Origin of the sequence: Aminipila butyrica (genome assembly GCF_010669305.1) — a bacterium.
In the GTDB taxonomy this organism is placed as follows: Bacteria; Bacillota; Clostridia; order Peptostreptococcales; family Anaerovoracaceae; genus Aminipila; species Aminipila butyrica.
The window spans coordinates 1,526,323-1,541,310 of the sequence record NZ_CP048649.1 but is presented as its reverse complement, the minus strand read 5'-3'; the positions used below and the strand labels follow the sequence as shown (position 1 = coordinate 1,541,310).

The window sequence follows — 14,988 nt, the reverse complement described above, 5'->3', positions numbered from 1 at the left end:
CTCCCTTCTACCTATTGGATAGCTCAACAAATCGGTTTAGCTGCTCCAGTGCCTTACCGCTGTCCAAGGCTTGCTCTGCCAGCCCAATCCCCGCCTGGATAGAAGCGGCTTTTTCAGCAATATACAGAGCTGCTCCCGAATTCAGCACCACCGCATCCCGTCTGGGGCCTTTCTCTCCTTGAAGGATACTTCTGGTGATAGCCGCATTCTCCTGCGGACTGCCTCCCACCAACTGGGATTTATCACAGCGTTTCAATCCAAAGATTTCTGGCGATATTTCATAGAAGTCCAGTCTGCCGTCCCGAATTTCGCAGACGGCGGTAGCGTCACTCATGGAGATTTCATCCAGACCATCCATGCCGTATACGACCATCCCCCGATTCACCCCTAGATGAATCAGTACCTCGGCCATAGGTGCTACTAAGGCTTTGTCGTAAACACCCAGAAGCTGCATCTTAGCCTCTGCCGGGTTGGCAAGAGGCCCTAAAATATTAAAGACCGTCTTAATGCCCAATTCCTTTCGCACGGCAGCCACATGCTTCATAGCCCTGTGGTAGGTCTGGGCGAAGAGAAAGCAGATACCTATGGTCTGGAGGAGCTCTGCACTCTGTTCTGGCGGCAGGGTGATATTCACCCCCAAGGCTTCCAGCACATCTGCCGCTCCGCATTTGCTGGAGGCTGCCCGGTTTCCATGTTTAGCCACTGGTACCCCTGCCGCTGAAATGACCAAGGCCGAAGTGGTGGAAATATTAAAGGAATTGGAGCCGTCTCCGCCAGTACCTACAATCTCCAGCACATTCAAGTGGTGAGGCAGCTTCAAGCAGTGCTTGCGCATACCCTCTGCGGAAGCGGAGATTTCCGCAATGGTTTCGCCTTTCAGGCTCATGGCCGTCAGGTAAGCACTTTTCTGCACATCACTGGCCTGTCCGCTCATGATTTCATCCATCACCAGTCTGGCTGTTTCATAATCTAAGTTTTCGTTTCCTGCCAGTTTAATAATCGCTTCTTTAATCATCGTCTCATTCCTCCCTTTAGAAAATTCTTCATCATCTGTTCCCCGTCCTCTGTTAAAATGGATTCTGGATGGAATTGCAGTCCATATACAGGATGCTGTCTATGTTCTACCGCCATGACCTCTCCGTCAAAGGTTCGGGCTGTCACCTTTAAGTTCTCAGGCAGGCTCTCCCTCAAGGCTGCCAATGAATGGTACCGGGCCACCTTTATATTTCTTTTCAGTCCAGTGAAAACCAAGCTGTCCGTATCCAGCGCCACGACGGATTTCTTCCCGTGGACCAACTCCTTGGCATATGATACCGTGGCCCCGTAAGCTTCACAGATAGCCTGATGTCCCAAACAGATACCCAGGATGGGAAGGTGATCTCCTAGCTTGCGCACCAGCTCCACACAGATACCAGCATCCCCAGGCCTGCCTGGCCCCGGCGAAAGGACAATAGCTTCCGGCTTCATCTCTGCCACCTGCTCCACCGTCAGCTGATCATTTCGCACCACTTGGATGTCAGGCGCCAAAGTGCCAATTAACTGATACAGATTGTAAGAAAAACTATCATAATTATCAATAAGCAATATCATGATTCCAACCTCTCTTTCGATGCTTCCAGAGCTTCTAGTACCGCTCTGGCCTTGTTCAGGCATTCCTGATATTCCTTTTCCGGCACGCTGTCAGCCACGATGCCGGCTCCCGAGCGGACAAAGACCTTTCCATTCTTCTTAAAGGCCAGCCGAATGGCGATGCAGGTATCCATATCTCCGTTAAGCGCCAGATAGCCAATGGCTCCGCCGTAGACGCCTCGCTTATTTTCCTCCAGTTCGTGGATAATCTGGCAGGCTCGAATTTTTGGTGCTCCCGAAAGAGTTCCTGCCGGGAGCACAGCATGGATGGCATCCATGGCCTGCATTCCCTCGCTCAGTTCTCCATGAACAGCAGAGCCTATATGCATCACATGGGAAAACTTTTCGATCTCTAAGTATTTGTCTACCTTTAGGGTGCCAAAGCGGCTAATCTTGCCTAAATCGTTTCTGCCCAAATCTACCAGCATGTTGTGCTCTGCCAGTTCCTTTTCATCGGCCAGCAGTTCCTGTTCCAGGGTTTGATCTTCTTCTACTGTCTTGCCCCGAGGTCTGGTTCCTGCCAGAGGAAAGGTACTTACTCGATTCCCCTCCAGCTTCACCAGTGTTTCTGGCGAGGCACCAGCCATCTCAATATGGTCGCTGGAAAAGAAAAACATATAAGGCGCGGGATTGATGGTACGCATGACCCGATAGACGTTCATCAGGCTGCCTTTCATCTCCGCCTCAAAGCGGTTAGACAGCACCACCTGAAAAATATCTCCTTGTCGAATGTGCTCTTTCGCTCGTTCCACCATCTGCCGATAGGTCTCTCTGCTAAACAAGGCTTTCATAGGGCTTAACAGCACCGGAGGCTCTTCTTCTATGGGCTTTCCTTGGCGGATAAGATCCCTCATTTTCGACAAGTCGTTCAGGGCCTGCTCGTAGTTTCTTTCCAAGCTCTCAGTTCCTGCGTTGGCCACGAGAAGAACCTTGTGCCGCAGGTGATCAAAGATAATAACCTTATGAAACAACATCAGGTCCACATCCTTAAAGCGTTCGTCGTCTGAGGCCCCCAGCTTCAGAGAAGGCTCACTATACTGGATGTAGTCATAAGAAAAGTACCCTACCAGTCCACCGGTAAAGGCCGGCAGATAAGGCAGCCGAGGGCTGCTGTTTTCCCGGATAATCTGACTGATATAAGCAGCAGGCTGTTTTGTCTGAAAGGACTGAATGCCCTCTGGCCCCTTAATTTGCATATGTCCGCCTGTGCAGGTCAGCTCCAGACTGGGCTCATAACCTAAAAAGGTGTATCGCCCTCGTCCTCGCACATCCTCGTTGCTCTCCAACAGATAGCAGCTGCCGCTGACCCGCCGTAATTTTTTCAAGATCTCTACCGGGGTGCAGGTGTCCCCATAGATTTCACAGCTGACAGGAATGTTCTTGTAGTCTCCCTCAGCCGCTATTTTTTTAGATTCTTCCAGCGATGGCTTGTACATGTTCTACCTCCTTACAAAATGCAAAAACAAAAAACTCGTCCTTGACGTCAAAAAGACATCAAGGACGAGCCAGTCACTAAAATAGAACTATAAAGCCCGCGGTACCACCTTGTTTTGCGGTCACCCACACTCTCAGCAGAATACTAACATATTCCCGACAACTAACGTATGCCTCACGTCGTGGAATACTCGGCAGAACTGCCTTTGACCACGCCCTCAGCGGTCCATTTAATAAACTGCGTTCCGCCTGGATTCCAGCTGCCCAAGCTCTCTGTAGGTGCACGACTTATTTTTATCTCCGCTTCAACGGTTTACTTATTCACTTATTTGTATGTCATTATGACACATTCAAAAGAGCATGTCAACTTTTTTGTTTATTATAACTATATTTTTATCAAATTATTGTGCGTATTCACAATACGACTAAGGTCTCTCTTATTTATACTGTACCCTGAGCTCAATTTGATCCGGCAGCGTAGTCAATCCCGTCTCGGCAACCTGGAGCGGATAAGTTAAAATCTGCGTCAAAGCTACTCCTGGTTCTGGATCTGCAAACTTAGCATAAACAGCCAAATTAGTCACTCCGTCCTTCTCTTCAACCAGCATTCGGTCGATGGTGACTGCGAAGCCAGAAGTAGGTTTTTCCCCTCTGGAAACCAATACATAGACCTTATCGTCCACCATGCAGGCCAAAGCACGCTCTAAATCCCGATATTCCGGTATGACCTGACCAACAATATCCTGCGGAATTTCATTATCCCCCAGCACCTTGAACTTCACGGTCTCCGCTCCGTTCAGATTTCCCATGATAAATATGCCCGCCACCACGGCTATGACTATGACCAGCCCTATGATGAGAACCTTTTTCGACGGCCACTTTATCTTTTTCAAAAACTTATTCTCGCTCACAATAAAAACTCCCTTCGCCTGTAAATCTTCGTAATCTTCCGATATACAAAAATTTATTCGCCAAGGGAGACAAATATGCGTTTATTTTTATTTTAGACAGTTTCCCTACAGGGAGCGCACAGCTGTTACAATGTGAGCTGCTGTCATACCGTACTTTTCTTTCAGTTCATCTGGCTTACCAGATTCACCAAAGGTGTCCTGCTGGCCTACAAACGCCATCTTTACAGGAGCATGTCGGCACACCACCTCTGCTACAGCAGCACCCAGCCCGCCGATGACAGAATGTTCCTCTGCGGTAACAATGCCCTTTGTTTCTCGAGCTGCTTGCAGGATAATTTCTTCGTCGATAGGCTTGATGGTATGCAAATCGATTACCCGCACGTCCAGACCTTCCTTGGCCAGCTGCTCCGCTGCCACCAAAGCTTCATTGACCATGATTCCTGTTGCGATGATGGTATAATCCTTACCCTTCCTCACACAATTTCCCTTACCAATCTGAATCTCGGATTTTTCATTATAGATGGTTGGCACCGCCGCCCGGCCCAGCCGGATGTATACCGGTCCCACGAAGGCTACCGCCTGACGAATCAACTCCTTAGCGGAAACGCCATCTCCTGGGTTAATCACGGTCATCCCCGGAATGGTTCGCATGAGAGCTAAGTCCTCAAAAGTCTGATGACTGGCTCCATCTTCCCCTACAGTGATGCCTGCATGGGTAGCACAGATTTTCACATTTGCATGGGGATAGCCGATGGAGTTTCGGATAATCTCAAAAGCCCGCCCCGCTGCAAACATCGCAAAGGTGCTGGCGCAGACAATCTTTCCGGACATAGCCAGACCAGTGGCGGTACCGTACAAATTTTGCTCAGCAATACCCATGTTAAAAAAACGCTCTGGAAAGTTCTTGCTAAAATCAGCTGTCATGGTAGACTTTGAAAGGTCTGCATCCATAACTACTAGATTATCGTATTTCTCTCCCAGCTCTACCAGAACCTGCCCATATGCCTGTCTCGTTGCCATCTTTTCTGCCATTACCATTCACCTCCCAGTTCTTCTACCGCTTTTTTAGCTTCTTCCTCGCTTGGAGCCTTTCCGTGCCATCCCGGATTATCCTCCATAAAGGAAACGCCTTTACCCTTGATGGTCTTCGCGATAATCATTGTCGGCTTGCCCTCTGTATGTCTGGCCTGGTTAAAGGCCTCTACGATTTCGTCAAAATTGTGACCATCCACGTAAAGAATGTTCCAACCAAAGCTTCTGAACTTTTCATCTACCGGTGACACTGTCATCACGTCTTCATTTCTGCCGTCAATCTGTAGACCGTTCCAGTCCAAAATCACCGTCAGGTTATCCAAGGCATAGTGAGCTGCTGACATAGCCGCCTCCCACACAAGCCCCTCCTGCAATTCTCCATCTCCTAACAGAGCGTAGATACGGCCTTCATTGTTATCCATATTGTTAGCCAAAGCCATGCCTACAGCCACGGAAAAACCTTGTCCCAGAGAACCTGTGGACATTTCAATGCCTGGCACCTTTTTCATATCGGGATGCCCCTGTAACTTGGAACCTAGCTTCCGCAAAGTCAGTAGCTCTTCCTTGGGGAAAAAGCCCTTTTCTGCTAAAGCAGCATACTGAACAGGAGCAGCGTGCCCCTTTGAAAGGATGAACTTGTCTCTGGTCAGCATCTTTGGATTTTTCGGGTCGATGTTCATTTCCCGAAAATACAAAGCTGTAATGATGTCCGCTGCTGAAAGGGAGCCCCCCGGATGACCGGAGCCTGCTGCATGTACTTCCCGTATCACATCAATTCTGATTTTCTGAGCCATTTCCTTTAGTTCTGGATATTTCATATAACTCGCCTCCTTTTTGCGATTTTTGCTTATTTTTTACCCTTGGCCAGCACCTTTATCATAAATAAGGGCAGCTGGGCCATACGCTTGTATCGGCTTGGTTCTTGAGCAAATCGGTAAAGCCATTCCAGGCCATGATCTTGATAAAACTTTGGTGCCCGTTTCACCGTTCCCGCCCACACGTCCAGGCTGCCGCCTACGCCGATACCAGCTCGAATATTAGTAAACTCCTGTCGGTGCTCGTAGATGAATTTCTCCTGCTTAGGCGCGCCCAGGGCCGCACATAAAAAGTCTGCACCAGATTCATTGATTTCCCGTACCAGCTCTGCCTCCTGGTGCTTTTTAAAGTACCCATCGTGAGTGCCGGCAATCTTTAACTTCGGATATTTAATCTGCATATTCTCTCCGGCTAGAGCCGCCACCGAAGGTCGTTCTTCGTTTGCCGGTTTACTGCCCAGCAGGTAAACGGACTTTCCCGTCTCCTCCAGGTAAGCTAGAATACTATTTAAAAAATCTACACCGGTGACCCGTTCTCTCAGAGGCTCTCCCACAATTTTGGAGGCATAAACCAGACCAATTCCATCAGGAATAATCAGCCCGGCCTCCTCGATGAGCATTTTCAGTTCCTCATCCCTGGTGGCGTTTAGCACAATCTCCGAGTTAGGCGTGACGATTAAGTCACAGCCTGGCCTTTCCATCAGGCCTTTAAAGATCTCCATGGCCTGCTCGTTGTTCACCATATCCACGGGAACATCTAAAATTCTTATTCGCTTGTTATTTTCCATCACTTCTTCATTATCTCCCGAATCATCTCTTCGTTGGTGTCCAACGACTTAACCAGGCTGACCATGTTTTCCTGCACTCGTCGCTGAATAACCTCTTTGTGCCGGATGGTTTTATTAAACTCCTCTATAAAGTCCTGGCTGCTGAAATCATAAATAGAACACAGGGCCTTCATTCCCATGGATTTCATAAAGGAATTAATCTTCGGATCATAGGAGATACCAATCATTGGCACATTCATAATAGCCGAATGAATTAAAGCGTGAAGCCGGACACCCACCAGCAGGTCCATGTTACCGATGATGCTGAGCATCTCATTGGTCAGATATTTATGTTTGATAGAAGACACCTGGTCTCCCAGTCGTTTTTCAAGTTCTTCAATGACTGCCAAATCCTCGGAATAGTGAAAGGGAATCAGCACAATTTGAGCCTGTTGTTCCTCAACCAACTGATGAATAGCCAGACATAGCTCGTCCACAAACTGACTGTCCAGCTTGCGTTCCCGAATGGCAAAACCTACAATCAAGCCTTCCTCTCGAAGCTGGATACCCTCCTTACGCAGAATCTCCTGACCTATTTCCAGTGGCACCGGCTTAATCCGCAGAACCGGATCAGCGGTAACCGCCACCTTAGCTGGATTGACCCCGATTTCGGCTAAAAACTCTTTCGAGGCCTCATCCCGAACGACAATGCCGCTGACCTTGGACAATGTCCAGGCCGTCAATCGCCGATTCAAGTTAGCATTGATTGGCCCGATGCCCTGGCTGTAAATAAAAACTTTTTTGCGGAACAACTGCGCCATCCACATAATAATCAAATAATAGAGAATGCTCTTCTTACTGGTCACATCCTGAAGCAGGCTGCCCCCGCCGCTAATCAGCAAATCGCATTTCTTGACCTCCTGCAAAATGCTCAGAAGAGACTTCCTGCTGGCAGAATACACCCCATATTTTTCCGCTGTGGACACCGGGTCCTGGGAAAGTACCGTAATCTCCGTATCCGCCAGCCGACTTCGCAAATTATCCACTACAGCCCGTAAAATGGATTCATCACCAATGTTGTTGAATCCATAATAGCCTGAAATTAATATCTTATACATGCATCCTCCGACCTTTTTCTGGGATGTCCTGCTTATGCAGAGGCAGAATCCACTTCACATAGATTCCATGAGCCACTTCAAACACCAAAATCCCCAGGATACCTATGATGATACCGAAGAGCAGGGAATAGCCTGTCCGGTAAAAACCCAGGTAAAGCGGCGTTCTGATGTGCATAAAGGTGTTGTTCACCGAAGTCATACCGATGACGCCGCAGAGGCCGAAAAGCACTGGCCACAGCTTGAACTGCCGCGCAGAGGTATAAACCATCAGCATAATAGCTGGGAAGGCAAACAAAAATTCCTTATTTCTTGGCCGTGCCACCAGCATATCTTCTAAATAATTTCTAAAAATCATCTCCAGGCTGGAAACCTCTACCGAGGTTTCATGGCCAGTTCTGGCAATATAGTAATAACCGATACCGCCGATAACCGCCCCTAAAATAATCATCCAAATTTTAATAGAGGTATTCATCATGTCCTTTAAATCGTGAAACTCCAGCTTGCCTACAAAGCGCTTCTTTTCACCGAAGCCAAAATAGGCCAAATAAGCAATGGCAAAGTAAACAATCGGCAGCAGCTGAGCCAGCTTCACCCCTCTGAAGATATCAATTTCCAGCATGTAACTGGTAGAAGACAACGGGGCAGCAGTCATCAGACCTCCCATGAGGGAGACCAGCACGCAGCCAACCAGCGTCAGCAAGGACCAACTCAGAACCTTCAATAGAGGAGTTCTCCTATCTAGTCGCTCCCGCATCCCTTGGCTCACTGCTGTAAAGAGCGTGATGGACAGACAGGCAAAGATGACTGATGCCGCAAAACTCAAAAGCAGAACAACGCTGTTCGGTGCTATATAACAAACGCCTAATGCACCTACCGCTCCTAATCCGCCTAGGATTAGCTTGCTTCGTCTCCCTAAAGGAAGAAATGCGCCGAGCAGTAAGACTGCCGCTGCTACACAGCCAAAGGCAGAGGCCAGTTTTAGGCCAAAAGGTACTTGGTGGTAGGCCATCACGGAAGCAGAACCATAAGTAAAATTGTGATCCCCCAGCCGCTTTTCCAAATTGTTAAACATCTTCTCGTACACCTTCATGTCGGTCACATAGGTGAACAAATCTTGATTTTCCTTAATTGGCTTGAAGTAAATAACCCGAATGTTTCGCTCGGTAATAGCCCGAAACAAGGTGTTCTCAATTTCTTCTGCTCCTTCATAGCCATAATATTGATAACGGTACTGAATATAATTCCAGACAGAAAAGACCCGCACCGCCTGATAGTCTGTATCCTCAGCAATTTCTTCCACACCGTCCTGAAGAATATTCTGCAACTGGGTGGTATTTTCAATCAAGCCGATGGTGATGTGGTTGTCCTTGATATATTTCTCTGCCAGTTCTCTGCCATCGTCGTAGCCGATAACCCCTTCGCCGCCTGCAATTAAATATTCTGGTGTGATACCATACTTTTCATATTCGGCGATGACAGCCTTGCCATATTTTTCACCATTATACCCGCCGTAACACAAGGTTCGAGGGACAATTTCCATGCCCAGAGCCTGCACCTTTTCTACCTTTTCCGGCAGCAATCCCAAGCTGATGTACATAATCTTAGAGCCAACGATATCCGTCCGCTCAATAAAGCCGCCTTTTTTGGAATTGGCCAGCTTGTAAGGCTGAGAATACAGGGCGCTCTTCGCATTTCCGTCGATAACCACATAAGCGGAATCTCCGAAATCCATGGCATAGTACTTGTTCTTTTCAAAGCGGGACTCTACGGCCTGCAAAACGAAATCTGCCGCCCGTCTGGAACTCATCTGTACCAGCACATCATAGGAATCATAGCCATGGTCCGTCAACCCTTGAACAAAGGCTGCTGGATACTTTTCCTTCCAGTCTGCCTCCTTGGTAATCTCGTCCATAGTTTGACCGCTGACCTCCAGGTCTGTATCCTCCATCAGAGACATGATACTCTCTTCTGCAAGACCAACCTTCGTGATATTCAGCCTGTCCCGAAACTGTTTCAACCAATAGGAAATGTCCTTGTGAGACTGTTCCGCCATAAGCCCCAGCTCACTGTAATCGGCGATGATGTCATACGTTTTGTTCTGCCGTTCAATCTGCATCCGGTATCCGATAGAAATAGCCGAAATCAATACAAAAATACAAACAGCTGCTGCCCACCATTTGTTTTCCTTCAAAAATGCCCTCATAAATATGTAACTCCTCCGTGTTCAACTGCTACTTGATGGTGTAGGTTCCTCTAATCATCACCCATATGTCTGTTCCTGCCAGGATGCCTCGACCGTCGCTTCTAGGTACCAGCAGCAGGTGGTTGGTCCCCACCTGGCTGCCGGTCATTAAATCTATTCCTGCGGTAAGATCAGAAACCCCGTTAGCGCCGTTATCGATGGCCGTCGCTTCGCCGCTTCGCAGAATGATCTCTGTACCCTCACCGCCGATCAGCTTTTGTCCTGCGGTTAAACTTATAGGGGAATATGAAGTTTTGCTGTCCACATAACTTTTGGTGACCACTGGATCCGATTCTGATCCAGGCTGGTCGGTAGCAGCCATGGCTATGGATAGTCCAAACACCATGACAAGCAGGATCACTGTTGAAATTATTACGCTCTTCTTCATATCTTTCCTCCCATTTCCCTTTTGGCCCCATACCGGGGCACTTTTGTGTCTCTTTTATAATTCTCTTATCTTTCGTATCGATTCATTCCTGATGGCATGAATTCGATCTATGGTCACACCTAGCTTAAGCTATTTGGTGCTATTCCTAAACTTACGGTCAACGCTTCATTCACATTGGGAAGCAGCGATTCATCGATGGCTCCAATCCGTTCCTTCAATCTTTTCTTATCGATGGTCCGGAGCTGCTCTAGCAGCACCACAGATTTTTTGCTCAATCCGTTGTTCTTCGCGTCTATTTCCACGTGTGTAGGCAGCTTCGCCTTATTTAGCTGAGAAGTAACAGCAGCTACTATGATAGTCGGACTGTACTTATTGCCTACATCGTTCTGCACTACAAGAACGGGTCTTATTCCTCCCTGTTCAGAGCCTATGACCGGACTTAAGTCTGCGAAATAAATATCGCCTTTTTTAACTAACAAGTCGTTCACTCTCCAATTTTCAGTTAATCTCTTTTACCTTTTGTTTTATCCCAATAATATTTTTTTCATGGCCAAAGCCGTCATCACCGTCAGGTCTCCGGCGGTCAGCCCGTATTCTCCCAGTCGATCCGCCCCTAAGTCTCCTGCCAGCCCATGAAGGCAGACACCAGCTTTAGCAGCATCTACAGGTAACAGCCCTTGACCGGAAAGGGAGGTGATAATCCCCGTGAGGACATCTCCCGAACCCGCCGTAGCCATACCGGGATTACCTGTAGTATTAGTATATGACGTTCCCTCTGGCGTTGCCACAATGGTCTCTGCCCCTTTTAGAACCACTATCGCATTTGTTTTCTCCACCAGCAGCCTGGCCAGCTCTTGCCGATCCCAAGCCCCTGCTTGGCCCACCTCCATGTCCAGCAACCTAGCCGCCTCTCCTATATGGGGAGAGATAATCAGGCTGCACCGAGCCTTTCGCAGGTCCTCCTGCAGGTGATTCCGAGCTGCTTGATTCAGACCGTCTGCATCTAATACAAGCGTCCCCTCGTATTCTCGGGCAATCCGTCTGATTAATTCTCCATGTTCCGCATCCTCCCCCAATCCAGGACCGACGGCGATAGCATCGTACCGCTGCCAGTCCAAATTCAGAGACTTTCTGGAAACACAGGTGGCCTCCGGCACGCCCATCTGGAGGATGGGAAACAGCTCTTCTGGTACAGCGATCTGTACCAAGCCTGCACCGCTCCGCAAGGCTGCCCTTCCGCACAGGACAGCAGCTCCTGCCATCCCCAGGGAACCTGCAATCAGGAGAATCCTTCCGCAGTCACCTTTATGTATGCTCCGATCTCGTCTCTTGATTACAGTATTTACATATTCTAAAGTAATTAAACCATCTTTCATATGAAAATTCCTATTAAATTCCTAACAAGATAGAAGCCATCAGGAAATAGGTGATAACAGATACCATATCCGTCAGGGAAGAAATCATCGGGGAAGCCATCAATGCTGGGTCAATGCCAATGCGTTTAGCCAGCATCGGCAACATACTGCCGATAACCTTCGCCGCCACGACAATAACCAGCATGGCCCCGCATACCGTCAGCGCCACCATCGGTCCCTGACCGTCTAACCAGCAAATACGCAAGAAATTCAGCGAGCTCAGAACTATCCCCACAATGATGCTGATCCGCAGTTCTTTCCACATGACCTTGCCGAAGTCCGACAGGCTGATTTCATCCACCGACATACCTCTTATTACCAAAGTGGCAGACTGTGATCCAGAGTTCCCTCCCGTGCCCATGAGCATAGGCAGATAAGAAACCAAACTGATAACCTGTGATAATACATTTTCAAAGCTGGCGATGATGCTGCCGGTAATGACGTAAGAACACATGAGCAAAAACAGCCAAGGGATTCGGTTCTTCACGTGATGCCACACGCTCATATCCAGGTATTCCTTGTCGGAGCTGTCAATAACCCCCGCCATTCTCTCAAAGTCCTCGGTAGTCTCTTCTTCGATGACATCCAAGATATCATCGACAGTAATGATTCCCACCAAGCGGTTCTCCTTGTCCACTACAGGCACAGCCAGAAAACCATACTTCCTAAAGATATCCGACACGGCCTCCTGATGGTCATAGACGTTGACGCTGACGAAATCCGTATGCATGAACTCGTCGATAAGCTGATTATCGTCGGCAATAACTAGATTTCGCAGAGAGACAATGCCTAATAGGGTCCGGCCCCTGTCCTTCACGTAACAAGTATAAACCGTCTCACTGTCCATTCCTTCCCGTTTAATATGCGCCAAAGCCTCTGCCACGGTCATATTTTTCTGCAAGCTGATATAGTCCGGGGTCATCAGTGTCCCGGCACAGTCTTCCGGGTAGTTTAAAAAAGTATTAATCAGCTTCCGTTCATTCTTGGGGGTCTTCTCCAATATTTTATCTACTACATTAGCGGGAAGCTCCTCCAACACGTCAATCATGTCGTCAAAAGCCAACTCTTCCATGATAAAGTGAACTTCCTTATCGGTAATCGCATTGATGATAGCTACCTGATCTTCAATGGGCAGATAAGAGAAAACCTCCACAGATACATTCTTGGGCAGAGTCCGAAATAAGATAACGGATCGCTCTACCCCCAACTCGCCCATAATATCTTCCAATATCTCGGCGATGTCCACCTCGTTGTTTTCCAGCAGCAGATCTCTGGCCTTTCCATATCTTTTATTTTGAGTCAGTTCCAGAATATCTACCAGAATTTCGTTTAATGTTTTTTCCTGTTCCATGGCAATTTACCTCCTTCTTTTCTATATGGGGCAAATTCCACCTTTGCACAGGGTCAAGCCACCCACGGCGGCAAAAACTGCAAATCTGCCCAGTCTTTATACGTTGTTAAAATTCTCCGCTCGGGACTCGGTCCAGCTTCCACAGTTTTCACATCCTTTCATAGCTTCTTTCGCTTTTAACTGTTATTTTATACATAACTAATAAATTATACTCCATTTCGGGGGTATATTGCAAGTTTTTGCTTCGCTTGGGGCAGACCCGGTTCTCTATTTTTTTCACCTCTCATACCTTCCTCTCCTTCTTTTGGTAAATTCAATTGATTTGTGCAAAAAAAAACGAGTTTTTTGTCCTTTTTTGTAATATTTCTTGAACTAGCTTGGACACTTTTCAGAATATTGGGACTTTCGTTTTCAGCCAGATTTTGGCTATAATTCCGTTGACTAGAAATAGGTGAAGTGCTATATTTAGAATACAGTTGAGTGCTTTTTATAACAAAATCGTCGTGCGCAAAAAGGAGAGATAACATGTCAAATTATGTCGAAAGAGTGATTGCTCAGTGTATCGAAAACAATCCAGGCGAACTGGAATTTCATCAAACGGTGGAAGAAGTTCTTTCTTCCTTAAAACCCGTAGTAGAGCAGCACCCGGAATATGAGGCTGCTGGGCTTTTAGAGCGAATAGTCGAGCCTGAACGAGGAATCACCTTCCGTGTGGTATGGACAGACGATGCGGGAAAGGTACATGTCAACAAAGGGTACCGATATCAGTTTAACAGCGCCATCGGTCCTTATAAAGGCGGACTGAGATTTGCACCCAGCGTATATCCAGGTATTATTAAATTTTTAGGTTTTGAACAGGTTTTTAAAAACAGTCTTACCGGTCTACCAATCGGCGGAGGCAAAGGCGGTTCCGATTTTGATCCCAACGGGAAGTCCGATGCAGAAATTATGCGTTTCTGTCAAGCCTATATGACTGAGCTGTACCGGTACATTGGTGCGGAAACCGACGTTCCGGCCGGTGACTTGGGCGTAGGTGCTCGGGAAATTGGCTACTTATATGGTCAGTATAAGCGGATTGTTAATCGTTCAGAAGGCATCGTCACCGGCAAAGGCTTATCCTACGGAGGCTGCCTGGGACGGACGGAAGCCACCGGCTTCGGTATTGTCTGGTATGCGGAAGAAATGCTGAAGGCTAACGGCGAGGAGATCAAGGGCAAGACTGTAGCCATCTCCGGCTTCGGAAACGTATCCTGGGGAACAGCCTTAAAGCTGCGAGATGTAGGCGCCAAGCTGATTACCATCTCCGGACCGGATGGTTATATTCTAGATGAGGAAGGCATCAACACCGACGAAAAAATTGCCTATATGCTGGAACTGAGAAGTTCTGGTGAAAATATCTGTGCACCTTACGCAGAAAAATTCCCTGGAGCTAAATTCTTCCCAGGAGAAAAGCCTTGGAAGGTTCAGGCCGACCTCTACATTCCTTGTGCCACCCAGAACGAAATCCTGGAGGAAGATGCGGAAAGCTTCGTAAAGCAAGGCGTAAAATTTGTCTGTGAAGGTTCTAACATGTCCTCTACGAATCAAGCACTTAAAATCATGCAAGCGGGCGGCATAATCGTTGGACCGTCAAAGGCGGCCAATGCCGGAGGAGTAGCGGCATCTTGCATCGAAATGGGTCAGAACGCCGGTCATACCGTGTTTAGTACGGAACAGGTTTACCAACAGCTCCACAGCATTATGGTGGGTATACATAAGGCTTGTGCCGATGCCTCCCAGGAATATTACGGCAAATATGACCTGATTGCCGGAGCCAACATCGCCGGATTCCAAAAGATTGCTGATGCCATGACGGCTCAAGGCTTAGTATAAACCATTAAAAAGAA

General features: G+C 47.8%; 14 protein-coding genes. 1 reads left to right on the top strand and 13 read right to left on the bottom strand.

Annotation, left to right across the window (positions count from 1 at the left end):
• Positions 1 to 7: 7 nt before the first annotated feature.
• The 13 genes from trpD to mgtE all read right to left on the bottom strand — a co-directional run bounded on the left by trpD (position 8) and on the right by mgtE (position 13,102).
• Positions 8 to 1,015 (bottom strand): anthranilate phosphoribosyltransferase, encoded by a 1,008-nt coding sequence (gene trpD, locus Ami103574_RS07310; RefSeq protein ID WP_163066134.1) that lies wholly within the window; start codon positions 1,013 to 1,015, stop codon positions 8 to 10.
• Positions 1,012 to 1,590 (bottom strand): anthranilate synthase component II, encoded by a 579-nt coding sequence (locus Ami103574_RS07305; RefSeq protein WP_163066132.1) that lies wholly within the window; start codon positions 1,588 to 1,590, stop codon positions 1,012 to 1,014. The genes trpD and Ami103574_RS07305 overlap by 4 nt, the downstream gene beginning before the upstream one ends.
• Entirely contained in the window at positions 1,587 to 3,065 is a 1,479-nt protein-coding gene (gene trpE, locus Ami103574_RS07300; protein ID WP_163066130.1) for an anthranilate synthase component I, read from the bottom strand. The genes Ami103574_RS07305 and trpE overlap by 4 nt, the downstream gene beginning before the upstream one ends.
• A 435-nt stretch (positions 3,066 to 3,500) precedes the next feature.
• Entirely contained in the window at positions 3,501 to 3,974 is a 474-nt protein-coding gene (locus Ami103574_RS07295) for a protease complex subunit PrcB family protein (RefSeq protein ID WP_163066128.1), read from the bottom strand.
• Between the two features lie 105 nt (positions 3,975 to 4,079).
• Complete coding sequence (locus tag Ami103574_RS07290) at positions 4,080 to 5,006, bottom strand: transketolase family protein (protein ID WP_163066126.1); 927 nt, start codon at positions 5,004 to 5,006, stop codon at positions 4,080 to 4,082.
• The gene (locus tag Ami103574_RS07285; RefSeq protein WP_281350950.1) at positions 5,006 to 5,857 is read right to left on the bottom strand and encodes a transketolase; all 852 of its coding nucleotides are present in this window, start codon (positions 5,855 to 5,857) and stop codon (positions 5,006 to 5,008) included. The genes Ami103574_RS07290 and Ami103574_RS07285 overlap by 1 nt, the downstream gene beginning before the upstream one ends.
• Positions 5,854 to 6,609 carry a WecB/TagA/CpsF family glycosyltransferase gene (locus Ami103574_RS07280; protein ID WP_163066122.1) on the bottom strand — a complete coding sequence of 252 codons (756 nt, stop codon included), beginning with the start codon at positions 6,607 to 6,609 and terminating at the stop codon, positions 5,854 to 5,856. Before Ami103574_RS07280 ends, Ami103574_RS07285 begins: the two co-directional genes overlap by 4 nt.
• Complete coding sequence (csaB, locus tag Ami103574_RS07275; RefSeq protein WP_163066120.1) at positions 6,609 to 7,706, bottom strand: polysaccharide pyruvyl transferase CsaB; 1,098 nt, start codon at positions 7,704 to 7,706, stop codon at positions 6,609 to 6,611. Before csaB ends, Ami103574_RS07280 begins: the two co-directional genes overlap by 1 nt.
• Entirely contained in the window at positions 7,699 to 9,909 is a 2,211-nt protein-coding gene (locus Ami103574_RS07270; protein WP_163066118.1) for a DUF5693 family protein, read from the bottom strand. Before Ami103574_RS07270 ends, csaB begins: the two co-directional genes overlap by 8 nt.
• Before the next feature lie 28 nt (positions 9,910 to 9,937).
• Positions 9,938 to 10,336, bottom strand: coding sequence for a hypothetical protein (locus Ami103574_RS07265; protein WP_163066116.1), 399 nt, complete (start codon positions 10,334 to 10,336; stop codon positions 9,938 to 9,940).
• 119 nt (positions 10,337 to 10,455) lie between these two features.
• Positions 10,456 to 10,815: a type II toxin-antitoxin system PemK/MazF family toxin gene (locus Ami103574_RS07260; RefSeq protein WP_163066114.1), complete on the bottom strand. Its 360-nt coding sequence runs from the start codon at positions 10,813 to 10,815 to the stop codon at positions 10,456 to 10,458.
• A 45-nt stretch (positions 10,816 to 10,860) separates the two neighbouring features.
• Positions 10,861 to 11,712, bottom strand: a complete 852-nt coding sequence (locus Ami103574_RS07255) for an NAD(P)H-hydrate dehydratase (protein ID WP_163066112.1) — start codon at positions 11,710 to 11,712, stop codon at positions 10,861 to 10,863.
• 13 nt (positions 11,713 to 11,725) lie between these two features.
• The gene (mgtE, locus tag Ami103574_RS07250) at positions 11,726 to 13,102 is read right to left on the bottom strand and encodes a magnesium transporter (protein ID WP_163066110.1); all 1,377 of its coding nucleotides are present in this window, start codon (positions 13,100 to 13,102) and stop codon (positions 11,726 to 11,728) included.
• A 525-nt stretch (positions 13,103 to 13,627) separates the two neighbouring features.
• On the opposite strand from mgtE, the gene gdhA reads away from it, so the two are divergent.
• Positions 13,628 to 14,974 carry an NADP-specific glutamate dehydrogenase gene (gene gdhA, locus Ami103574_RS07245; protein ID WP_163066108.1) on the top strand — a complete coding sequence of 449 codons (1,347 nt, stop codon included), beginning with the start codon at positions 13,628 to 13,630 and terminating at the stop codon, positions 14,972 to 14,974.
• Positions 14,975 to 14,988: the final 14 nt, after the last annotated feature.

Excerpts from the sequence above, each read along its gene's own strand:
- Ami103574_RS07270 (WP_163066118.1), bottom strand. The coding sequence starts at position 9,909 with ATGAGGGCATTTTTGAAGGAAAACAAATGGTGGGCAGCAGCTGTTTGT.
- gdhA (WP_163066108.1), top strand. The coding sequence starts at position 13,628 with ATGTCAAATTATGTCGAAAGAGTGATTGCTCAGTGTATCGAAAACAAT.
- Ami103574_RS07290 (WP_163066126.1), bottom strand. The coding sequence starts at position 5,006 with ATGGCAGAAAAGATGGCAACGAGACAGGCATATGGGCAGGTTCTGGTA.
- Ami103574_RS07265 (WP_163066116.1), bottom strand. The coding sequence starts at position 10,336 with ATGAAGAAGAGCGTAATAATTTCAACAGTGATCCTGCTTGTCATGGTG.
- Ami103574_RS07255 (WP_163066112.1), bottom strand. The coding sequence starts at position 11,712 with ATGAAAGATGGTTTAATTACTTTAGAATATGTAAATACTGTAATCAAG.
- Ami103574_RS07305 (WP_163066132.1), bottom strand. The coding sequence starts at position 1,590 with ATGATATTGCTTATTGATAATTATGATAGTTTTTCTTACAATCTGTAT.
- csaB (WP_163066120.1), bottom strand. The coding sequence starts at position 7,706 with ATGTATAAGATATTAATTTCAGGCTATTATGGATTCAACAACATTGGT.
- mgtE (WP_163066110.1), bottom strand. The coding sequence starts at position 13,102 with ATGGAACAGGAAAAAACATTAAACGAAATTCTGGTAGATATTCTGGAA.
- Ami103574_RS07280 (WP_163066122.1), bottom strand. The coding sequence starts at position 6,609 with ATGGAAAATAACAAGCGAATAAGAATTTTAGATGTTCCCGTGGATATG.
- trpE (WP_163066130.1), bottom strand. The coding sequence starts at position 3,065 with ATGTACAAGCCATCGCTGGAAGAATCTAAAAAAATAGCGGCTGAGGGA.
- trpD (WP_163066134.1), bottom strand. The coding sequence starts at position 1,015 with ATGATTAAAGAAGCGATTATTAAACTGGCAGGAAACGAAAACTTAGAT.